Origin of the sequence: Micromonospora citrea (assembly GCF_900090315.1) — a bacterium.
Taxonomy (GTDB): domain Bacteria; phylum Actinomycetota; class Actinomycetes; order Mycobacteriales; family Micromonosporaceae; genus Micromonospora; species Micromonospora citrea.
The window spans coordinates 6,180,548-6,201,869 of record NZ_FMHZ01000002.1; the positions used below are offsets into that span (position 1 = coordinate 6,180,548).

At 75.1% G+C, this 21,322-nt stretch carries 15 protein-coding genes and 1 pseudogene; 11 read left to right on the forward strand and 5 right to left on the reverse strand.

All coding sequences use genetic code 11. From position 1 onward, the window contains the following. Positions 1-85: 85 nt before the first annotated feature. The gene (locus tag GA0070606_RS28195) at positions 86-499 is read right to left on the reverse strand and encodes an ArsR/SmtB family transcription factor (RefSeq protein ID WP_091106260.1); all 414 of its coding nucleotides are present in this window, start codon (positions 497-499) and stop codon (positions 86-88) included. Positions 500-629: 130 nt separating this feature from the next. Here GA0070606_RS28195 and GA0070606_RS28200 point away from each other — a divergent pair, with 130 nt between their 5' ends. Continuing rightward, complete coding sequence (locus GA0070606_RS28200; protein ID WP_091106261.1) at positions 630-1,364, forward strand: class I SAM-dependent methyltransferase; 735 nt, start codon at positions 630-632, stop codon at positions 1,362-1,364. 356 nt (positions 1,365-1,720) lie between these two features. Next, positions 1,721-2,905: an acyltransferase family protein gene (locus GA0070606_RS28205; protein WP_176737453.1), complete on the forward strand. Its 1,185-nt coding sequence runs from the start codon at positions 1,721-1,723 to the stop codon at positions 2,903-2,905. Between the two features lie 95 nt (positions 2,906-3,000). Here the strand turns inward: GA0070606_RS28205 and GA0070606_RS28210 are convergent, their stop codons facing one another. The 3 genes from GA0070606_RS28210 to GA0070606_RS28220 form a co-directional block, all read right to left on the reverse strand. Further along, positions 3,001-3,990, reverse strand: a complete 990-nt coding sequence (locus tag GA0070606_RS28210) for an NAD-dependent epimerase/dehydratase family protein (RefSeq protein WP_091106263.1) — start codon at positions 3,988-3,990, stop codon at positions 3,001-3,003. Between the two features lie 6 nt (positions 3,991-3,996). After that, positions 3,997-5,358, reverse strand: a complete 1,362-nt coding sequence (locus tag GA0070606_RS28215) for a nucleotide sugar dehydrogenase (protein WP_091106264.1) — start codon at positions 5,356-5,358, stop codon at positions 3,997-3,999. Between the two features lie 76 nt (positions 5,359-5,434). Further along, positions 5,435-6,301, reverse strand: coding sequence for a helix-turn-helix domain-containing protein (locus GA0070606_RS28220; RefSeq protein ID WP_245724842.1), 867 nt, complete (start codon positions 6,299-6,301; stop codon positions 5,435-5,437). A gap of 266 nt (positions 6,302-6,567) precedes the next feature. On the opposite strand from GA0070606_RS28220, the gene GA0070606_RS28225 reads away from it, so the two are divergent. From GA0070606_RS28225 to GA0070606_RS28255, 7 genes are all read left to right on the forward strand, one after another. Further along, positions 6,568-7,536: a DUF1702 family protein gene (locus GA0070606_RS28225; protein ID WP_091106265.1), complete on the forward strand. Its 969-nt coding sequence runs from the start codon at positions 6,568-6,570 to the stop codon at positions 7,534-7,536. A gap of 3 nt (positions 7,537-7,539) precedes the next feature. Then, positions 7,540-9,513, forward strand: coding sequence for a CRTAC1 family protein (locus GA0070606_RS28230; protein WP_091106266.1), 1,974 nt, complete (start codon positions 7,540-7,542; stop codon positions 9,511-9,513). Next, positions 9,510-10,472 (forward strand): enediyne biosynthesis protein, encoded by a 963-nt coding sequence (locus GA0070606_RS28235; protein WP_141721867.1) that lies wholly within the window; start codon positions 9,510-9,512, stop codon positions 10,470-10,472. The genes GA0070606_RS28230 and GA0070606_RS28235 overlap by 4 nt, the downstream gene beginning before the upstream one ends. Next, positions 10,355-16,225, forward strand: coding sequence for a type I polyketide synthase (locus GA0070606_RS28240; protein WP_091108298.1), 5,871 nt, complete (start codon positions 10,355-10,357; stop codon positions 16,223-16,225). The genes GA0070606_RS28235 and GA0070606_RS28240 overlap by 118 nt, the downstream gene beginning before the upstream one ends. 2 nt (positions 16,226-16,227) lie before the next feature. Beyond that, positions 16,228-16,668, forward strand: a complete 441-nt coding sequence (locus tag GA0070606_RS28245; protein WP_091108299.1) for an acyl-CoA thioesterase — start codon at positions 16,228-16,230, stop codon at positions 16,666-16,668. A gap of 5 nt (positions 16,669-16,673) precedes the next feature. Further along, on the forward strand, positions 16,674-17,810 hold the full coding sequence (locus GA0070606_RS28250) for a trans-sulfuration enzyme family protein (RefSeq protein WP_091108301.1): 1,137 nt from the start codon (positions 16,674-16,676) through the stop codon (positions 17,808-17,810). 83 nt (positions 17,811-17,893) lie between these two features. Then, the gene (locus GA0070606_RS28255; protein WP_091106267.1) at positions 17,894-18,553 is read left to right on the forward strand and encodes an NHL repeat-containing protein; all 660 of its coding nucleotides are present in this window, start codon (positions 17,894-17,896) and stop codon (positions 18,551-18,553) included. Positions 18,554-18,639: 86 nt separating this feature from the next. On the opposite strand, the gene GA0070606_RS28260 is transcribed toward GA0070606_RS28255, so the two are convergent. Next, a complete protein-coding gene (locus GA0070606_RS28260; protein ID WP_091106268.1) occupies positions 18,640-19,347 on the reverse strand; it encodes a DUF899 family protein in 708 nt (235 codons plus the stop codon). A gap of 105 nt (positions 19,348-19,452) precedes the next feature. Here GA0070606_RS28260 and rfbA point away from each other — a divergent pair, with 105 nt between their 5' ends. Both rfbA and GA0070606_RS28270 read left to right on the forward strand, forming a co-directional pair. Next, the gene (gene rfbA, locus GA0070606_RS28265; protein WP_091106269.1) at positions 19,453-20,346 is read left to right on the forward strand and encodes a glucose-1-phosphate thymidylyltransferase RfbA; all 894 of its coding nucleotides are present in this window, start codon (positions 19,453-19,455) and stop codon (positions 20,344-20,346) included. A 99-nt stretch (positions 20,347-20,445) separates the two neighbouring features. Then, a pseudogene (locus GA0070606_RS28270) lies at positions 20,446-21,306 on the forward strand (class I SAM-dependent methyltransferase); the annotation flags it as partial. Positions 21,307-21,322 lie beyond the last annotated feature (16 nt).

Here is a 21,322-nt window from a genome sequence, read left to right on the forward strand (position 1 = left end):
TCGGTCGGTGGCCGAGCCCTCGTCGGGCGGCTCGCCCAGTGCGCGCACGGCCCAGGGGCCGTGCGCGGCGACCGCGCCTGGCCGCTCAGCCCTGGTTGTCGTCGGCCGCCCGGCGCCGCGGCCGACGCCCCTCGGACCCGCCGGCGCGGCCCTCAGCGCCGCCGGCACGCCCCTCGGCCGCCCGCGCGCGCCCGCGGGCGAGTTCCGTGCCCAGGGCGTCGAGGCGCTGGTTCCAGAACCGCCGGTAGCGGTCCAGCCACCGGTCGAGCTCCTCCAGCGGGGCGGGGTCGACCGCGTAGAGCCGCCGGGTGCCCTGGGGGCGGACGGTGGCGAAGCCGTTCTCGCGCAGCACCCGCAGGTGCTGCGAGACGCCGGGCTGGGAGATGCCGAACTCGCGCTGCACGACGGCGCCGACCTCGCCCGCGGACAGCTCGCCGTCCGCCAGCAGCTCGATGATGCGCCGGCGGACGGGGTCGCCCAGGATGTCGAACGCGTGCACGGGTACGACAATATCAGACCGGAGTTATAGAAGACGCTGGTTCGTCCGGTCGTTCCGTCGGCGCCACCTCGGCCGTCACCGGCCCGGTCGGCGGGTGGCGGACGTGGCGACCGCGCCGCGAGGGGGAGAGATGTTCGGACCGGAGCACGCCGAGGTGTACGAGGCGGCCTACCGTGGCCGCGGCAAGAGCTGGCAGGACGAGGCGGCGGACGTGACGGACCGGATCCTGGCCGCCCGCCCCGACGCCGCCCGGCTGCTCGACGTCGGCTGCGGCACGGGTGCGCACCTGGAGACCTTCGCCACCCGCTTCCCCCACGTGGAAGGGCTCGAACTGGCCCCGGCGATGCTGGCGCTGGCCCGGCGCCGGCTGCCGGGGGTGCGCCTGCACGCCGGCGACATGCGGGCGTTCGACCTCGGTGCCACCTTCGACGCGGTGACCTGCCTGTTCACAGCGGTCAACTTCCTCGGCACGGTGGCCGAGATGCGCGCCGCCGTGGCCGCGATGTCGGCGCACCTGGTGCCCGGGGGTGTGCTGGTGCTGGAGCCGTGGTGGTTTCCGGAGCGGTTCATCGACGGGTACGTCGGCGGCGACCTCGTGCGCGAGGAGGGGCGGACCGTGGCGCGGGTGTCCCGGTCCACCCGGCAGGGCCGGGTGACGCGGATGGAGGAGCGCTGGCTGGTCGGTGACGCCGCCGGGATCCGCGAGTTCAGCCAGGTCGGGCTGCTCACCATGTTCACCCGACAGGAGTACGACGCGGCGTTCGCCGACGCCGGCTGCGAAGCCGCGTACGTCGAGGGCTGGCTGACGGGTCGGGGCCTCTTCGTGGCGACGCGTACCGGTGCCGCCTCCCCGGCATTGGGCTGACCGTCCGGGTCGACCGGTTCGACGGTCGATCTCTCCGTGCCGTTGTATAGCCGACAGGACGCTGGTCGCGGCATTGCCGACATGACACTCTGCTGTCGACAGCGATCTATTCGTCAGTCGTAGGGAAAATGCCGGGCCGGACGGCGGCGCCAATGACGTGGCATGTCCACGGATCCGTCGCGGCGCGTCCCGGTCTCATTTCCGTGCCTGACCGGATCGACCACGACGGCGTGCTGCTCCCGACCGAGGCCGGCGGGGGATGCCGCGCGGGTCCGGCCGGCCACGGCGGGACGCGCGGCACCCCGACCCCCGTCGCTCGTCGCCGTGGCCGCGGCTCGACACCCTCGAGGAGCGACGTGACCGACACCGACGGACGACCGCACCGACTGCCGGCTCTCACCGGGTACCGCTTCTTCCTCGCACTCACCGTGGCGCTGGTCCACGTCCTCTCGACGTCCCAGCTCTTCGCCGACGACGCGCTGCAACTCGGCCTCGGGCTGACCACGCCCCTGGCCTCGGCGGCCCTGGCCTCGTTCTTCACCCTCAGCGGCTTCGTCCTGACCTGGTCGGCGCCGTCGGGCGACACCGCCGCCCGGTTCTGGTCCCGCCGGTTCTGGAAGATCGTGCCCCTGCACGTGCTCGGCTGGGCCGTCGCCGTCGCGTTCCTCCTGGCGACGACCGCGCCCTCGCCGGCCACCGGGGTCTCCGCCGACCTGGAGCCCGGGCCGGCGGCGGCGAGCCTGCTGCTGGTGCAGGGATGGGTGCCGTCCTGGGACTACCTGTCCTACCTCAACGCCCCGGCCTGGTCGATCTCCACCGAGGCGTTCTTCTACCTGCTCTTCCCGCTGCTGCTGCCCCTGGTCCGACGGATCCCGGCGCACCGGCTGTGGCGGTGGTGCCTCACCTTCGCCGGCGGGATCCTGCTGGTGTCGGTGCTGAGCCCGCTGCTGCCGGGGGCGCCACGGCTGAACTGGCTGCCGTTCAACCTCAACGAGTACTGGTTCGTCTACACCTTCCCGCCGGTGCGGCTGCTGAACTTCGTGATCGGCATGGTGCTCGCGCGGATCGTGCTCACCGGCCGATGGCGCCGGGTGGCCCGCTGGAAGCTCGTCCTCGGCACCGTCCTGGCCTTCCTGGTCACGCCGATGCTGCCGTTCACCTTCATCTTCAGCGCCGCGCTGTTCGTGCCGCTGCTCGCCCTGATCCCCAACCTGGCGCTGGCGGACCTGCAGGAGCGTGGGCGGGTGCTGCGCGGCCGGATCCTGGTCGCCCTCGGCGACGCCTCCTACGCGCTCTACATCATCCACTTCCCGATCATGCTGATCGTGCGACACCTGGTCGGGGCGGAGCGGCGCTTCGCCGCCGGCACCGGAGTCTTCGTCGCGGTGGGGATCCTGCTCGTCTCGACGCTCGTCGCGCTGGGCCTGCACCGGTGGTTCGAGGAGCCGCTTCGGCGGCGCTTCGCCGCCCGGCGTCCCGTCGGCCGGCCCGACCTGGGCACCGGGCCGGGGCCGGCGCCGGTCCTGCCCCGGCAGGCCTGACCACCGCGCCGGCGGCGCGTGCTCCCGGCCCGGCCCGACCCGGCCCGGCCCGGGCCGACCGCCGCCGGCCGCGCGACACCGCGCACCCGCTCGGCCTACCGGACGACCAGTCCGTCGTCGGCCTGCGCCGTCCACCAGGGGTTGCGGCGGGCCCACTCGACCGTCCGGCGCAGGCCGGTCACCAGCGGCACCCGGGCCCGCCAGTCCAGCAGCGCCGCCGCCTTGCCGCAGTCGGGGACGCGGCGCGGGATGTCCTGGTAGCGGGCGCCCAGCCCGGCCCCGGTGTCCGCGGTCAGGGCCGCCACCGGCACCCCGGTGACCGTCCCCGCCAGCCGGATCGCCTCGGCGACGGTGGTCTCGACGCTGCTGCCGATGTTGAAACACTCGCCGACGGCCCGGGGGTGGGCCGCCGCCAGCAGGGTCGCCTCGGCGGCCTCGTCGATCCAGGTGAAGCAGCGCGTCTGACGGCCGTCGTCGTACACCACCGGCGGGACGCCGCGCAACAGCCGGGCGATGGTGCGGCTCAGGACGTACGCCGGGCGCTGGCGCGGGCCGTAGACGTTGAAGTACCGCAGGACCGTCACCGGCAGGCCCTCCTGCCGGTGGAAGGCGAAGGCCAGGTGCTCGGCGGCCGCCTTGCTCGTCGAGTACGACCACCGGTCCGTCGCCGTGCTGCCGAGCACCCGGTCGTCGTCCTCCCGCCACGGCACCCGCGGGTTGCGCCCGTACACCTCGCTGGTGCTGGAGACCACGACCCGGGCGCCGGCGCGCAGGGCGGCGCGCAACGCGTTCCGGGTGCCGTCCACGTTGATCTCGACCACGTCCAGCGGCCGGCTGAGGTACCGGTCGACGCCGACGACAGCCGCGAGGTGGTAGACCTCGTCCGCCCCGGCCGCGGCGGCGGCCAGCGCGTCGGCGTCCCGCACGTCGCCGCGGACGTGCCGCACCGCGCCCGCGGCCGGCGCCAGGTCCGGCGGCGGGTCGGCGAGGTCGTAGACGACGACCTCGTCGCCGCGGCGGACCAGCCGCTCCACGACGTGACTGCCGACGAAGCCGAAGCCGCCGGTGACGATCGATCTGGGCACTGTTGCTCACCTTCCAATGCCGCGGTAGGCGAAGCCGAACCGGTGCAGCTCGCGGATGCGCGCCGGCGGGAGGTGCATGCGGCCGTCGAAGACCAGGCAGGGCTCGTCCACCTGGCCGGCCAGGGCGGCGAAGTCGAGCTCGTGGAACTGGCGGTGCCCGGCGAGGAAGGCCAGGCAGCCCGCCCCGGCCACCGCCTCGTCCAGGCTCGCCGCGGGTGCGGCGCCGAACCGGGCGGCGATCTCGGCGGGATCGGCGAGCGGGTCGAAGATCCGGACCTGGAAGCCGGCGTCGCGCAGCGCCGCCACCACGCCGCGTACCGGCGTGTTGCGGACGTCGCCGGTGTCGTTCTTGAACGCCGCGCCGAGGACGGCGATCGTCGTGTCCGACCGGTCCCGGCCCAGCTTGACCAACTCGTCGGCGATGACGGCGGCGGTGTGGCGGGGCATGTCGTCGTTGACCGCGCGGGCGGTCTCGACCGTGTGCAGGGGCACGCCCCGGTCCCGGCCGTCGCGCCAGGCCATCCACGGGTCCTTGGTCAGGCAGGAGCCGCCGACCCCCACCCCCGGCAGCAGCAGGTTCACCATGCTGCTGCCCTTGGGCAGGGTGTTGGCCGCCCCGATCACGTCGAGGACGTCCACCCCGAGCACCGCGCAGTAGCGGGCCAACTCGTTGGCGATCGCCACGTTCGCGTCGATCCACCAGTTGGTCGCGAGCTTGACCACCTCGGCGGCCTCCGCCGACGGCACCTGCCGGACGTCCACGTGGAGGGTGGACCGCCAGAACCGTTCGGCCGCGGCGGCGCTGCGCGGGCCGCAGCCGCCCACCACCACCGGCAGCGTCCGCACCTGCGCCAGCGCCACGCTCTCGGCCAGCCGCTCCGGGCAGAAGGCCAGCCCGAAGTCGCGCTCGTGCACCAGCCCGCCGCTCTCCAACAGCGGCGCGACGAGGGTGCGGGTGGTGCCCGGCGAGACCGTCGACTTGAGGATCACGAGCTGACCGGCGCGCAGCCGGGGGGCGATCTGCTCGCACGCCGCCACGAGCTGGTCGGCGACCATCTCGTGACCGGCGTCGGTCGGCGTGCCGACCGTCACGATCACCACGTCCGCCGCGCCGACCGCGTCGTACGACGTGCTGGCCGTCAGCCGTCCGGTGCCGGCGAGGGCGCCGACCGCCTCGGCCAGACCCGGCTCGGGCAGCCGGCAACGGCCGGCCCGCAGGTCGGCGACCGTGCCCGGGTCGCTGTCGACCGCGACCACCTCGACGCCCCGACCGGCGAGGGTGACGGCGAGACAGGTGCCGACGTAGCCGGCACCGGCGATGACGACCCTCAGCGGGGACGGTCCGCCCGGGTCGGGAAGGAACGGCATGATCGCCCGGCACCGCCTTCCTGATCATGACCTCGTGGTCCTGTCGCCGACAAGCGCGCCCGTCCGTGCCGCCGGTTCACGCGATGGCCGCCGTGGCGAGCGCGGCGCGGCCGGCGGCCCAGGCCCGCTCCGGCGGGCCGGACAGGCGCGTGAACCTCTCGACGAGCCGGCACACCGGCCCGATCGCCAGGGCCGGCGGATCGGTGGGCCGCGGCGGCGCGGCGTCGACCCGGCCGACCGCGCAGCCGTCCTGGGGCAGCACCAGGTCGGCGACGCCGACCAGGTGGCTCGTGGGCTCCTCGTCCACCAGGGCGCGGGTCAGGGTGCTCTCGCCCCGGACCAGCACCACCCGGGCCTGGTACTCGCCCGGGCGGCCCACCACCGGTACGGCGGAGCCGCCGGCCGCCACCGCCCACGCGGTCGGCGCGTCCGTGGCCTCCCGGCCGGCCCGCAGCCCGACCAGCACGAGGTCGCCGGGCGCGCCGTCCGGCACGTGCAGCATCAGCCGGGGCCGGGCGACCTCGGCGACGGCGTGGCGCAACCAGCCCGCCAGGACGTGGCAGGGCCGGTCGGCCAGCAGCCGGGCCAACTGCCGGAAGTGCCCCGGGGACGTGCCGACGAGGCGGGAGAACTGGGTCGTGAAGGTCCCCGCGCTCGTGTAGCCGACGTGGCCGCTGATCGCGGTCACGGTGAGGCCGGAGTGCAGCAGCATCCGGCGGGCCTCCGCCATCCGCAGGGCGGCGAGGAAGCGGGCCGGGGTCATCGTGGTCACGTCACGGAACAACCGGTGGAAGTGGAACGGGCTGAACGGGACCACCCGGGCCAGGTCGGCGAGCTGCAGCGGCTCCGACAGATGCCGGCGCATGTAGTCGATGGCCCGCGCCGCAGCCGCCTCCCGGGACTGTTCCACCGTGTTCCGGGCAACGCCAGACGTCGATTTCACATCAGCTCCCTGTGGCAGTGGATCGGGCACCGCAGAGGAGTCTGCGCAGTCCTCCTTGACGTTTTCTTGAACGCCTCGGCCGCCCGCTGGTGGCGCCGTTGCCGCCGCAGCCGAGCAAGTTGGGAGAAGCAGATCCGATGAACGCCGTGAAACATGGGTCCGGAGCGGTACGGCGATCCGCCGGCTTCCCCCGGAGCCGGAATTCGACGAACCATTTCGTCAATGTCGCCTGATTTACCGCGTCCGACCTGCTCAAGGAGTGCGCCATGCCGGTAAATTGGCGAACCATTCGTCAATACGTCCTGACGCCGGGGATGGCCCAGACCAGGTTCGCCACCCGGGGCTTCCGGGCCCGCGACGAGGCCACCCGCGAGCGTCTGGAGTCCGTCGGCGCCCACTTCCTCACCGGATACGGCCACGCCGTCGGCGCCCGCGACCCCGACGAGGCCGCCGTGGCGCTGGAGACCGTCGAGCCGGAGCTGCGCGGGTTCGCGTACGAGGGCGCGGCGATGGGCCTCGCCGTCCTGGACGGGCTGACCGGCGGCCGTCGCGTCGCCCGGTTCCTGGCCGGCCCGGCCGCCCGGCACGTCTACATGGTCCACGTCGGGGTGGGCTGGGCGATGGCCCGCCTGCCCCGCTGGCGCCGGCACGCGATCCAGCCCGCCGACCGCCTGCTGGGCTGGCTCGCCCTCGACGGCTACGGATTCCACCAGGCGTACTTCCACACCGGGCGGTACGTGCGGTCACACCGCCGCGACGAGGTGCTGCCCTGGTCCGGCGACCCGATCGGGCGGTGGACCGGGCGGGTGGTGGACCAGGGCGTCGGCCGCGCCATGTGGTTCGTCGAGGGCGCCCACCCCGACCGGATCGCCGACGCCGTCGACGGGTTCCCGCCGGACCGGCACGAGGACCTGTACAGCGGGGTGGCGCTGGCCGCCACGTACGCCGGCGGGGCGCCGCCGGAGGACCTGCGCCGGCTGCGCGAGCGCGGCGGCGCGTACGCCCCGGCGATGGCGCAGGGCAGCGCGTTCGCGGCGGAGGCCCGGGAGCGCGCCGGGCTGACCACCGCGCACACCGCCGCCGCCACCGAGGTCTTCTGCGGCGCGCCGCCGGCCGAGGCGGCGGCGGTCACCCAGGCCGCGCTGGCCGACCTCGACCGGGACGGACCGGTGCCGGCCTACCTGGTGTGGCGGCAGCGGATCGCCGAGCAGTTCGTCACGCTGGGGAGGTGCTGACCCTTGTCGGCAATGATCACGATGTTCCGGCGGCAGTTGGCCGGGCTGGTCGCGCTGGTGCTGCTCACCGGCATGTACGTGCTGGTCCGGCAGCCGGAGGCGAACGCCGACGAGCGGCGCGCGATGGCCCAGCCCTACCGGTTCACGCCGATGTCGCTGCCCATGCCGGGCGGCCTGCCGCAACAGTCGATCCGCCGGGTCAACGGCGCGTACCAGCACCTGGCGGCGTGGATCTCCTCCGTCGGCGCGGGCGTCGCCATGAACGACCTGGACGGCGACGGGCTGCCCAACGACCTCTGCGTGACCGACCCCCGGGTCGACCGCGTCGTGGTCACCCCCGCCCCGACGGCCGGCGCCGACCGCTACCAGCCGTTCGTCCTCGACCCGGCGCCGCTGCCGATGAACCCGCACATCGCCCCGATGGGCTGCCTGCCGGGCGACGTCAACGCCGACGGCCGCACCGACCTGCTCGTCTACTGGTGGGGGCGGACCCCGGTGGTCTTCCTCGCCCGGGCCGACGCCACCGGGCTGTCCCGTGACGCGTACCGGCCGGTCGAGCTGGTGCCCGGCGCGGCCGGCGACGGCAGCGCGTACGACGGGCCGAAGTGGAACACCAACGCGGCCACCCTGGCCGACTTCGACGGCGACGGGCACCTCGACGTCTACATCGGCAACTACTTTCCCGACAGCCCGGTCCTCGATCCGGGCGTGCACGGCGGGGTGGCGATGAACCGGTCGATGTCCAACGGCCTCAACGGCGGCGAGGACCACGTCTTCCGCTGGACCGGCGGCAGCGTGGGCCCCGCCCCGAGCGTCTCCTTCGCCGAGGTGCCGGACGTCTTCGACACCAAGGTCTCGCGGGGCTGGACCCTCGCGGTGGCCGCGAACGACGTCGACGGCGACCAGCTGCCCGAGCTGTACGTGGCCAACGACTTCGGGCCGGACCGGCTGCTGCACAACCGGTCGGAGCCGGGACGGATCTCCTTCGCGCTGGTCGAGAGCCGTGGGCTGCCCGGCCTGACCCCGAAGTCCAAGCGGCTGGGCCACGACTCGTTCAAGGGCATGGGCGTGGACTTCGGCGACCTCGACGGCGACGGCATGTTCGACCTCTACGTCGGCAACATCACCACCTCGTTCGGCATCCAGGAGAGCAACTTCGCCTTCGTCAACACCGCCGCGAACACCGAGGAACTGCGGGCCGCGCTGCGGGCCGGCTCGGCGCCGTGGCACGACCGCAGCGCCGAGCTGGGCCTGGCCTGGAGCGGGTGGAGTTGGGACGTCAAGTTCGGCGACTTCACCAACCGCGGGGAGCCGGCCATCGTGCAGACCTCCGGCTTCGTCAAGGGCGAGGTCAACCGGTGGGCGCAGTTGCAGGAGGCGGCCACGGCCAACGACGACCTGCTCGCCGACCCCCGCTGGTGGCCCAAGGTCGAGCAGGGCGACGACATCGCCGGCGGCCAGCACCTGGCCTTCCACGTGCGCGGCGCCGACGGCCGCTACGAGGACCTCAGCCACGAGCTCGGCATGGCCGAGCGGGTGCCCAGCCGGGGCATCGCCACCGGCGACGCCGACGGCGACGGGCGTCTCGACCTCGTCGTGGCCCGGCAGTGGGACGCGCCGGTCTTCTACCGCAACGACAGCCCGGACACCGGAAACTCCCTCACCCTGCGGCTGCTGCACGAGCAGGCGCAGGCCGCCGGCCCGCTCGCCGGGGCGGGGTCGCCCGTCGTCGGCGCCCACGTCCGGGTGACCACCCCCGACGGTCGGGTGCTCATCGACCGGGTCGACGGCGGCAGCGGCCACTCCGGCCGCCGCAGCAACGAGGTGTCGCTCGGTCTCGGCGACGCGACCGGCCCGGTGGCGGTCCATCTCACCTGGCGGGACCGCTCCGGCGTCCCGCACGAGCAGGAACTGTCGCTCACCCCCGGTCGACACACCCTCACCCTCGGCTCGCAAGCTCGGGAGGTCTCGCGATGACGCAGAAGCCGGCGAAGGACCCGCGGATCACCGCGCTGCGCAGGTTCGCCATCTCCATCACCGTCCTCAACATCGCCGGCTACACCGTGCTCGGCTTCGAGCAGGCCTGGGCGTGGCCGCTGTTCGCGCTCGCCACCGGCTACGCGGTGGAGCTGGTGCTGGAGACGATCGGCGCGCGGGCCGAGCACCGCCCGCCCCGCTACCGCGGCGGCGGGGCGCGGGGCCTGGTCGAGTTCCTCTATCCCGCGCACATCACCGCCCTCGCGGTGAACATGCTGCTGTACGTCAACGACCGCCTGCCGGTGATGCTCTTCGCGGTGGCCGTGGCCATCAGCGGGAAGTGGCTGTTCCGGGTGCCGGTCAACGGCCGGCTGCGGCACTTCATGAACCCGTCGAACTTCGGCATCGCGGTGGTGCTGCTGCTGTTCCCGTGGATCTCCATCGCGCCGCCGTACCAGTTCACCGAGTATCTCGAAGGCCCGGCCGACTGGATCGTCCCGGCGGTCATCGTCGTCTTCGGCACCATGCTCAACGCCAAGCTCACCGGCCGGATGTGGCTGATCGCCGGCTGGCTGGGCGTCTTCGTCCTCCAGTCGGTGGTGCGGGGGCTCGTGCTGGACACCGCCATCCTGCCGGCGCTGGCCACCATGACCGGGGTGGCGTTCGTGCTGTTCACCAACTACATGATCACCGATCCGGGGACCACCCCGTCGCGGCCGTTGTCGCAGCTCGCCTTCGGCGGCGGGGTGGCCCTGGTCTACGGCGTCCTGACCGGCGCGTCCATCGTGTACGGCCTGTTCTTCGCCACCGCCATCGTCTGCCTCGTGCGGGGCGGCTTCCTCTGGTCGCTGCACGCGGTGCGGGTCGCCGCCCGCGAGGGCAAGGGCGCCCCGCCCGCCGCGGGGACCCTCGACGGCACGGTGCCACCCGCGGTGGCCCGGGAGATGGTGCGGGCATGAGCAGGATCGCCGTCGTCGGCCTCGCCTGCCGCTTCCCGGACGCCGCCGGCCCCGGACAGCTGTGGGAGAACGCCCTCGCCGGGCGGCGCGCGTTCCGTCGCCTGCCCGACGAGCGGATGCGGGCCGCCGACTACTGGTCCCCGGACCCGGCCGCCCCCGACCGCCACTACGCCGGCAACGCGGCCGTCATCGAGGGGTACGAGTTCGACCGGGTCGCGTTCAAGGTCAGCGGCGGCACGTACCGGTCCACCGACCTCACCCACTGGCTGGCCCTCGACATGGCCGCGCAGGCGCTCGCGGACGCCGGGTTCCCCGACGGCGACGGCCTCCCACGCGAGCGGACGGGGGTGGTCGTCGGCAACACCCTCACCGGCGAGTTCACCCGGGCCGGCATGATGCGCCTGCGATGGCCGTACGTCCGGCGCGTGGTGGGCGCCGCCCTCGGCGAGCAGGGCTGGGACGACGACCGGGTGGCGGGTTTCCTCGCCGACCTGGAACGCTCCTACAAGGCGCCGTTCGCCGAGGTCACCGAGGACAGCCTCGCCGGCGGCCTGTCCAACACCATCGCCGGGCGGATCTGCAACCACTTCGACCTGCACGGCGGCGGCTACACCGTCGACGGCGCCTGCGCCTCCTCGCTGCTGTCCGTGGTCACCGCCTGCCGCAGCCTGACCGACCTCGACGTGGACGTGGCGGTGGCCGGCGGCGTCGACCTGTCCATCGACCCCTTCGAGATGGTCGGCTTCGCCCGCACCGGCGCGCTCGCCAGCGACGAGATGCGCGTCTACGACCGCCGGTCCAACGGGTTCTGGCCCGGCGAGGGCTGCGGCATGGTGGTGCTCATGCGGGAGCGGGACGCGCTCGCGCAGGGCCGGCGCGTCTACGCCTCGCTGGCCGGGTGGGGCGTCTCCTCCGACGGCCGGGGCGGCATCACCCGACCCGAGGCGGCCGGCTACCGGCTGGCGCTGCGCCGCGCGTACCAGCGGGCCGGCTTCGGGGTGGACACGGTGCCCCTGTTCGAGGGGCACGGCACCGGCACGGCCGTCGGCGACGGCACCGAGCTGCGCGCCCTGAGCGAGGAACGCCGGGCGGCCGACCCGGACGCCGCCCCCGCCGCCATCGGGTCCGTCAAGGGAATGATCGGGCACACCAAGGCCGCCGCCGGGGTCGCCGGCCTGATCAAGGCCGTGCTGGCCGTGCACCACCAGGTCGTCCCGCCGACCGTCGGGTGCGTCGAGCCGCACCCGGAACTCACCGCCGAGCGGCCCGCGCTGCGTGCCGTGCGCCGCGCCGAGGAGTGGCCGGCCGGCGCCCCCCAACGCGCCGGTGTTACCGCGATGGGCTTCGGCGGCATCAACACCCACCTCGTCGTCGACGGGCCCGCCCGGCCCCGCCGCCGGTCGCTGGACCGGCGGACGCGGCAGCTCGCCCGGTCCGTGCAGGACGCCGAGCTGCTGCTCGTCGACGCGGATACCCGCGACGAGCTGCACGGGCGGCTGACGGACCTGCGAGCGCTCGTACGCGGGCTGGCCTTCGCCGAGCTGGGCGACCTGGCCACCACCCTGCACCGGAGCCTGCGGGGCCGCGCGTACCGGGCGGCGGTCGTGGCCCGGTCGCCGGAGGAGGCCGAGCGTGCCCTCGACCTGGCGGCGCGGGCGTCGGCGCCCGACGGCTCCGGACGCCTGGTCGACCCGGCGCGGGGCGTCTTCCTGGGGCGGGCCGGTCGGCCCGCCCGGATCGGTTTCCTCTTCCCCGGCCAGGGCTCCGGCCGGGGCTGGGGCGGCGGGGCGTTGCGCCGGCGGTTCACCGAGGCCGACGAGGTCTACCGCGCGGCCGGCGAGGCCCTCGCCGACGACACGGCCGCGTCGACGGCGTTCGCCCAACCACGCATCGTCACCGGCTCGCTGGCCGGGCTGCGCGCCCTCGCGGCGCTCGACGTCGACGCGAGAGTCGTCGTCGGCCACAGCCTCGGCGAGCTGACCGCGCTGCACTGGGCCGGCTGCCTCGACGAGGACGAGCTGCGGGAGCTGGTCACGCTCCGGGGCGAGGCCATGGTCACGCACGCCCCGCCGGGTGCGATGCTCGGCGTCACCGCCGGGCCGGAGGAGACCGCCGCGCTGCTGACCGGCACCGCCGCCGTGGTCGCCGGCCACAACGGGCCCCGGCAGACGGTCGTCGCCGGCGACGACGCCGCGGTGGCCGAGGTGGCCCGGCGGGCCGCCGCGGCGGGCCTGAACCGCACCAGGCTGTCGGTCGGGCACGCCTTCCACAGCCCGCTGATGGCGCCGGCGGCCGCCGCCTTCGCCGGGCACCTGCGGTCCCGCCGGTTCGGGCCGCCGCTGCGCCGGGTCGCCTCCACGGTCACCGGCGCCGTCCTGACTCCCGACACCGACCTGCCCCGGCACCTGCACCGGCAGATCGAGGCGCCGGTGCGCTTCGCCTCCGCGCTGGCGTCCGCCGCCGCCGAGGTCGACCTGTTCCTGGAGGTCGGCCCCGGGAAGGTGCTGACCGGGCTGGCCCGCGAGCAGGCGCCCGACGTGCCGGCGCTGGCGGTGGACACGGACGCCGAGTCGCTGTCCGGCCTGCTCGCGGCGGTCGGCGCCGTGTACGCCCTCGGCGGCCCGGCCGCGTACCCGGCACTGTTCGAGGACCGGCTGACCCGGCCGTTCGAGCTGGACCGGCCCCGCACGTTCTTCGCGAGCCCCTGCGAGGCGGCCCCCGAGCTGGCGGCGCCGGCGCCCGTGGCGGCCGCCCCGCCCCCGGCCCGCCCCGGCGACGTCCCGGCGCCGGTTGCCACCGGCGCGCTGGAGCTGGTGCGCAACCTCGTGGCGCAGCGCGCCGAACTGCCGGTGGAGGTGCTGCGGGACGACAGCCGGTTCCTCGACGACCTGCACATGAGCTCGATCACCGTCGGCCAGCTCGTCAACGAGGCCGCGCGCGCCATGGGGCTGCCCGCCGTGGCCATACCGACCAACTTCGCCACCGCCACCGTGCGGGAGATGGCCGAGGCGCTGGAGGCCCGGGAGCGAGAGGCCCCGCACGAGCGGACGGACCTCGTGGCCGGGGTCGCGCCGTGGGTGCGTACCTTCGTCGTCGACCTGGTCGAGGAGGCGCTGCCGGCCACCGACGCGGCGGAACCGTGCGGTCGCTGGCAGGTTTTCGCCAGCCCCGGCCATCCCCTCTCCGACGCCCTGCGCGGGGCCCTCGAAGCGGCCGGGACCGGCGACGGCGTGCTGGTCTGCCTGCCCGACGAGCCCGGCGAGGAGCATCTCGCCGTCGCGGTGCGCGGGGCCCAGGCGGCGCTGCGCCAGCCCTCCGGCGGGCGGCTGCTGGTGGTGCAGCCGGCGGCGCGGGCGACAGCGCTGGCCAAGACCGCCCGGCTGGAGGGCGACCGGCTGCGGACCACCGTCGTGACCACCCCCCTCGACCCGACCGCCGTCGCGCGCGTCGTCGCCGAGGTCGCCGCCACCGACGACTTCACCGAGGTGGTGTACGACCGGGCCGGCGTCCGCCGGGTGCCCCTGCTGCGCCCGGTGCCGGTCTGCGGCGGCGAGCCGGGCGCGGTGCCGCTGGGTCCGGCCGACGTGCTGCTGGTGACCGGCGGGGGCAAGGGCATCACCGCCGAGTCCGCCCTGGTGCTGGCCCGGGAGAGCGGCGCCCGGCTGGCCGTGCTCGGCCGGTCCGACCCCGAGCTCGACGAGGCCCTGGCCGGCAACCTCAAGCGGCTCGCCGACGCCGCGTCCGACCTGCGCTACCTCCGCGTCGACGTCACGGACGCGGACGCGGTGGCCGACGCGGTCGCGGCGGTCACCGCCGACTGGGGCCCGGTCACCGCCGTGCTGCACGGGGCCGGGCAGAACACCCCGACGGCGCTGGTGGACCTCGACGAGGCGGCCCTGCGGGGCGTGTTCGCCGTCAAGGTCGACGGCCTGCGGGCCGTCCTCGCCGCCGTGGACCCCGCGCCGCTGCGCCTGCTGGTCACCTTCGGCAGCGTCATCGGGCGGGCCGGGCTGCACGGCGAGGCGCACTACGCGGCGGCCAACGAGGCCCTGGCCGAGCTGACCCGCCAGGTGGCCGCGACCCGCCCGGGCTGCCGCGCCGTCTGCCTGGAGTGGTCGGTGTGGTCGGGGGTCGGGATGGGGGAACGGCTGTCGGTGGTCGAGTCGCTCAGCGGCTCCGGCGTCACCCCGATCGGCCCGGACGACGGCCTGCGGGTCCTGCGCGAGGTGCTGGCCGACGACACGCTGCCGCCGGTGGTGGTCGTCACCGGGCGCACCGGCGGCCTCGAGACGGTGCGCTACCACCGTCCGGAGCTGCCGCTGCTGCGCTTCACCGAGCGGCCGCTGGTGCGCTACGACGGCGTCGAGCTGGTCTGCGAGGTCGACCTGGCGCCCACCACGGACCCGTACCTGGAGGACCACCGGCTCGACGGCGACCTGCTCTTCCCGGCGGTGCTCGGGCTGGAGGCCATGGCCCAGGTCGCCACCGCCCTCGCCCGGCACCCGGGGGTGCCCGTCGTCGAGGACGTCCGGTTCGACCGTCCGGTCGTCGTCGACCCCGAGGCCGGTACCACCGTCCGCGTCGCCGCGCTCGTCCGCTCCGAGCAGGTCATCGACGTCGTGCTGCGCAGCGCGGCGACCGGCTTCGCGGCCGACCACTTCCGGGCCCGGCTCCGGTTCGCACCCGACGAGACCTGTCCCGCCGACACCGCGGCGCCGGCCCCGGCGGAGCTGCCGGCCGTGCCGCTCGACCCCGCCCGCGACCTCTACGGCGGCGTGCTGTTCCAGGCCGGCCGGTTCCGCCGGATCAGGAGCTACCGGCGGGTGGCGGCGCGCCTCGCCGAGGCCGAGGTGGTCACCAGCGACGCCGCCTCCTGGTTCAGCGCGTTCCTGCCGGGCCGGCTGGTGCTCGGCGACCCGGGCGCCCGGGACGCGTTCATGCACGGGATCCAGGTGTGCGTGCCGGACGCGACGCTGCTGCCGGAGGGCATCGACCGCATCTGGTCGGCCGGTCCCAAGCTGTCGGCCACCGAGGCCGTCACGATGACCGCGCGGGAGCGGGAGCAGCACGGCACCGCCTACGTCTACGACGTCGTGGTACGGGACGCCACCGGGGCGGTGATCGAGCGGTGGATGGGGCTGCGGCTGCGCGCCGTACGCCCGCACACGCCGCCCGGGAACTGGCCGCCGGCGCTGCTGGGGCCGCTGCTGCAACGGCGGCTCGCCGAGGTGTTCCCCGGCGACGTCGCGGTGGCCGCGGCGCCCGGCGGGGCCCGCGACTCCGGTGCGCTGCTGTCCCGGGCGCTGGGCCGGCCCGTCGTGCTGCGGCACCGGCCCGACGGGCGGCCGGAGGTCGACCTGCCGTACACCGTCTCCGTGGCGCACTGCGCGCCGCTGGACCTCGCCGTCGCCGTCGCCGGCGACGGGGCGCTGGCCTGCGACGCCGAGCCGGTGACCGCCCGGGCCCCGGACGTGCGGCGCGACCTGGCGGGTCGGCACGCGAGCCTGGCGGCGCTGCTCGTCGCGGAGGTCGGCGACCCGCCGGACCTGGCGGCCACCCGGGTCTGGTGCGCGACGGAGTGCCTGCAGAAGGCCGGGCGGCCGGAGGGGCGGCTGAGCCTGCTGCCCGGGGCCGTCCCCGACGGCTGGGTGGTGCTCGACGCCGGCGACGTCCGGGTCGCCACCCGCGCGGTCGCGGTGGCCGGCGCCGCCGCGCCGACCGTGGTGGCCGTGCTGGCCGGGTCGGGGCGGTGAGCATGCCCCGCTACTACGAGTACCGGCACGTCGTCGGCTTCGAGGAGACCAACCTCGTCGGCAACGTGTACTACGTCAACTACCTGCGGTGGCAGGGCCGGTGCCGGGAGATGTTCCTGCACGAGCACGCGCCGGAGATCCTCGACGAGTTGCGAGCCGACCTGAAACTGTTCACCCTCAAGGCGGAGTGCGAGTTCTTCGCGGAGCTGGCGCCGTTCGACCGCCTCGCGGTCCGGATGCGGCTGGTCGAGCTGACCCAGACCCAGATGGAGCTGGGCTTCGACTACCTGCGGCTCGGCGACGGCGACCTGCTCGTCGCGCGGGGACGGCAGCGGATCGCCTGCATGCGCGGGCCGAACGGCCGGACCGAACCGGTCCGGGTGCCGGCGGGCCTGGTGCGGGCGTTCGCCCCGTTCCGGTCGGCCACGGTGGGGCAGGGGTGAGCGGCGTGCGCTTCGACACCAGGCTGGTGCACGGCGGCCGTCGGCCGGCGGCGGGCACCGGGGACGTCGTCCCGCCGATCCACCTCTCGACCACCTACGAGCGCCGGGCGCAGGACGAGCCCCGCTACTTCTACGGGCGCGGCGAGAACCCCACCCGGGAGGAGCTGGAGGAGTGCCTCGCCGGGCTGGAGGGGGCGCCCTTCGCGACCGTCTTCTCCTCCGGCCAGGCCGCCGCCGCGACCCTGCTGTCGCTGGTGCGGCCCGGGCAGTGCGTGGTGTGCACCGACGACGTGTACGCCGGCACCGACGGACTGTTGGACCTGGCCGCGCGGCAGGGCGTACGCGTGCGCTACGCCGACCTGACCGGCCCGGAGGGGATCGCGGCGGCCCTCGCGGAGCCGGATCTCGCCCTGGTCTGGATCGAGACGCCCACCAACCCGCTGCTCACCGTGGTGGACGTGGTCGAGGTCAGCCGGCGGGCGCACGAGCGGGGCGCCCTCGTCGTGGTGGACAACACCTTCGCCAGCCCGGTGCTCCAGCAGCCCCTGACCCTGGGCGCCGACGTCTCGCTCTACAGCACCACCAAGTCCATCGCCGGTCACGCGGACGTGCTGGGCGGCGCCCTCGTCTACCGGGACGCGGAGCTGCACGCCGCGGTGCGGGCGTACCGGACGACGGCCGGGAACGTGCCGGGAGCGCTGGACTGCTTCCTGGTCCGCCGCGGGCTGCACACCCTGTCGTTGCGGGTGCACCGGCAGGTCGCCACCGCGCGCGCCCTGGTGGAGCTGCTGCGGGCGAGCCCCGCGGTCGGCGCCGTCCACTATCCCGGGCTGTCGGAGCACCCGCAGCACGCGGTGGTCAAGGCCCAGATGAGCGCGCCCGGCGCGATCGTCTCCTTCGACTATCTCGCCGGCTCCGCCGAGGACCTGCTGGACCGGTTCACACTGTTCACCTGCGGGGTCAGCCTCGGCGGGGTGCACTCCCTCGTGGAGTGCCCGGCCCTGATGACGCACCGCCCGCTGACGGCGCAGGCGCGGGCGCGCCGGGGCATCGGCGACTCGCTGATCCGGCTGTCGGTCGGCATCGAGGACCCGCACGACCTCGCCGAGGACCTGTCCCGGGCGCTGGCCGGCGGCCCCTGACCGCCGTCCGTCCGCGCCCGCCCTTGGTCCGCCGCCCGCCCGCGTCCCGCCCTCCGTCCGCCTCTTCCGAAAGGGGCCGTTCCATGGCCATCCGCGAGATCGACACCACGCTGCCGGTCGTCCGGACGCTGCCCGCGCCGGGTCGTTACCTGTGCGGCCTGACCTTCGACGGTGAGTTCTTCTGGCACTCCGACCAGGAGGCCGGCGAGATCTACGCCCTCGCCCCGGGCGACGGCACCGTCGTGCGGACGCTGTCCTGCCCCCGGGTGCGCGCCGACCTCACCGTGGGCGGCGGCGCGCTCTGCCAGGTCGGCGGCCGGCCGAAGCGGATCCTGCTGATCGATCCGCTCACCGGCGACGTGCTCGGCGAGAAGGAGGTGGCCCCGCCCAGCGGCCGGCTCTGCGGGGTGGAGACCAAGGGCGTGGCGATGTGGATGGGGCTGCGCGGGCCGTCGGTCGTGCAACTGCGCGACGTCGCCACCATGACCGTGCAGCGCGAGTTCCCGGTGCCCGGCGTGCCGTCCGGGCTGACGGTCGCCGGGGACCTCGTGGTCTACGCCGACTTCGAGGGCGCGATGCTGCGGGCGGTCGACGCCCGGCACGGCACGCTGCGCGGGCAGGCCCCCGTGGCCGGGCGGCCGGTGGGCCTGACCTGGGACGGCGGGCTGCTCTGGTACGCCGACTTCGCCGGCCGCCGGCTGGCCGCGGTGCGGCTGCCCGACCTGCTCGCCACCGGCTGCTGACCCCGCCGACCGGCCGGGAGGTGGTCATGCCCGGCCGGGACCCGGCCCGAAGCGCCGGGACGTGGTCATGCCCGCCCGTGGGATGGTCATGCCCGGTCGGGGACGTAGTCGTTGCCGGCGTACCAGTCGCCACGGCCGCGCGGCAGCAGATCCAGGACGTTCCACACCGGGCTGAGCAGGTCGATGCCGCGTTCGCCGCCGTCGGGGAAGCTCGCCGGGGCGGAGTAGAAGTGCCGCACCCGGTCGCCCTCGGCGCGCAGCACGCTGGCCATCGGCCGCTGCGTGCCGTCCGGGTGCTCGGCGCGCAGGTCGGCGTTGAACGACGTCCCGTGGCTGGACAGGATCCGCAGGCCGGTCCAGCCCCGCCGCCGGGCCCAGTCCCGCAACCGGGGCAGCGGCGCCTTGGCCACCACCGCGACGGCGGTGTGCCGACGCAGGTGCGGGAGCACCCCGTGGAAGCCGTCCACCCACAGCGAGCACATCGGACAGGCCTCGGCGGCGTCCGGGGCGAACATCAGGTGGTAGACGAAGAGGGTGTCGTGCTCCTCGAACAGCTCGCGCAGCCGGACGTCGCGGGTCGGCTCCGACCGGTCCAGGTCGGCCGGTCCCTCGGCGAGCCGGTAGTCGGCCAGCAGCGGGCCGGGCGGCATCCGGCGCCGTGCCGCGGCGACCCGTTCGAGCTGGTCCCGCAGCTCCTGCTCGGCCGACGCGAGCGACCGCCGGGCGGCCACGTGCGCGGCGTCGGCGCCGACGGGCCAGCTCGGCAGCGCGGTCTCGTGCTCGACGTCGGCCATTGCCACACTCCTCCGCGACGGTCGGGCCACCTCCGGCAGGCTACCCGCCCGGTACCCGCCGTGACGTTTCCACCACGCGGACGCCCCATGCGTTACGCTTTAAAAATGCGTGGTGTTTTGCTCGCTGGTGGCACCGGCTCGCGGATGTGGCCGGTGACCCGGGCGGTCTCCAAGCAACTGATGCCGGTCTACGACAAGCCGATGATCTTCTATCCGCTGAGCACCCTCGTGACGGCCGGTGTGCGGGAGATCCTCATCATCACGCGCCCCGACGAGCAGGCGCTGTTCCGGCGCCTGCTCGGCGACGGCGACCAGTGGGGCCTCGACCTGCGGTACGCGGTGCAGGAGCGCCCGGAGGGCATCGCCCACGCGCTCCTGCTGGCTGCGGACTTCCTCGCCGGCGGGCCGGCGGTGCTCATCCTCGGCGACAACATCATCCACTCCGCCGAGCTGGACCGGCAGCTCGCCGAGCTGACGGACGTGGACGGCGGGCTGGTCTTCGGGCTCCCGGTGGCGGACCCGCGGCCCTTCGGGGTGCTCGACTTCGACGACTGCGGCGCCGTTCGGGACATCGTGGAGAAGCCGCTGGTCCCGCCGTCCCGGTACGCCGTACCCGGCCTCTACGTCTACAGCTCGGACGTCGTATCCGTCGCCGCTGAGCTGACGCCGAGCGCCCGCGGCGAGCTGGAGATCACCGACGTCAACCGGGCGTACCTGCGCCGGGGCCGGCTGGAGGTGCGGCTGCTCGGGCGGCGGACCGCGTGGCTGGACACCGGCCGGTTCGGCGACCTGATGAAGGCGGCGGAGTACGTGCGCGTGATCGAGGAGCGGCACGGGGTCAAGGTCGGCTGCGTCGAGGAGGCGGCCTGGCGCGCCGGTCTGCTCGACGACGCGGCGATGCGTCGCCTCGCGGTGCCGCTGCGCGCCAGCGGGTACGGCGACTACCTGCTGCGCCTGCTCGACGGCGAGCGTCCGGCGCGCCCGGCCGCCGTCGGGTGAGGCCCGAAAGCGCGGGGGAGGGGTCGACGACGCCGTTGCCTCGCGAACTTGCCAAACATATAGTGATCTGTGGCCGACTCTGCCTGCGAGGAGAGCGACATGACCGCCGTCCGGTTCGACTCCGTGGCCTTCAAGGCCGAGCAACGCGACACCTGGAACGCGGTCAGCGCCGGGTGGGACTTCTGGCAGGACCGGTACGAGCGGGCGGCGGCGCCGGTGACCGAGTGGCTGCTGCGCGCCGCCGCGCTCCGGCCCGGTCACCGCGTGCTCGACGTCGGCTGCGGCACCGGCGAGCCGTCGGTCAGCGCCGGTCGGCTGGTCGCCCCGACCGGCCGGGTGCTCGGCATCGACCTCGCGCCGGAGATGGTCGACCGGGCCCGCCGGTGCGCCGCCGGACTCGGCCACCCGATCGAGTTCGCCGAGTCCGACGTGGAGGCCCTCGACCTGCCGGCGCGCTCCTTCGACGCGGTGCTCAGCCGGTGGGGGCTCATGTTCGCGGTGGACCGGCGGCGGACGCTCGCGAGTCTGCACCGCCTCCTGGCCCCCGGCGGTGTGCTCGCCGCGGCGGTGTGGGGCCCGCCCGAGGCGAACCCGATGACGTCGCTGGGCTTCCGGACGCTGGCCGCCGGCCTGCCTGGCCCCCCGCCGGACCGCCCCGGCCCGTTCAGCATGGCCGACGCCGCGCGCACCCGCGCCGACCTGCTCGCCGCCGGCTTCACCGACGTCGACGTGGAGCCCGTCGGCATCGCCATTCGCTTCAGCTGCGTCGACGAATACCTCGCGTACACCCGGGACGTGACGCCGCCCGGGGTGCTCGCGGCGGTGCGGCACCAGCTCGGCGCCGACGCGGAGCGGGCGAGCTGGGAGCGGCTCACCGAGGCCGCCGCCGTCTTCGCCGACGAGCACGGCGTGGTCACGCTGCCGGGCTCGGCCCTCTGCCTGCGCGCCCGCCGCGCCCCCGCCCCCGAAACCGCCG

Bases quoted from the DNA above. Each gene is read 5' to 3' on its own strand.
- GA0070606_RS28200 (WP_091106261.1), top strand. From the start codon at position 630: ATGTTCGGACCGGAGCACGCCGAGGTGTACGAGGCGGCCTACCGTGGC.
- GA0070606_RS28215 (WP_091106264.1), bottom strand. From the start codon at position 5,358: ATGCCGTTCCTTCCCGACCCGGGCGGACCGTCCCCGCTGAGGGTCGTC.
- GA0070606_RS28225 (WP_091106265.1), top strand. From the start codon at position 6,568: ATGCCGGTAAATTGGCGAACCATTCGTCAATACGTCCTGACGCCGGGG.
- GA0070606_RS28235 (WP_141721867.1), top strand. From the start codon at position 9,510: ATGACGCAGAAGCCGGCGAAGGACCCGCGGATCACCGCGCTGCGCAGG.
- GA0070606_RS28245 (WP_091108299.1), top strand. From the start codon at position 16,228: ATGCCCCGCTACTACGAGTACCGGCACGTCGTCGGCTTCGAGGAGACC.
- GA0070606_RS28255 (WP_091106267.1), top strand. From the start codon at position 17,894: ATGGCCATCCGCGAGATCGACACCACGCTGCCGGTCGTCCGGACGCTG.
- GA0070606_RS28260 (WP_091106268.1), bottom strand. From the start codon at position 19,347: ATGGCCGACGTCGAGCACGAGACCGCGCTGCCGAGCTGGCCCGTCGGC.
- rfbA (WP_091106269.1), top strand. From the start codon at position 19,453: ATGCGTGGTGTTTTGCTCGCTGGTGGCACCGGCTCGCGGATGTGGCCG.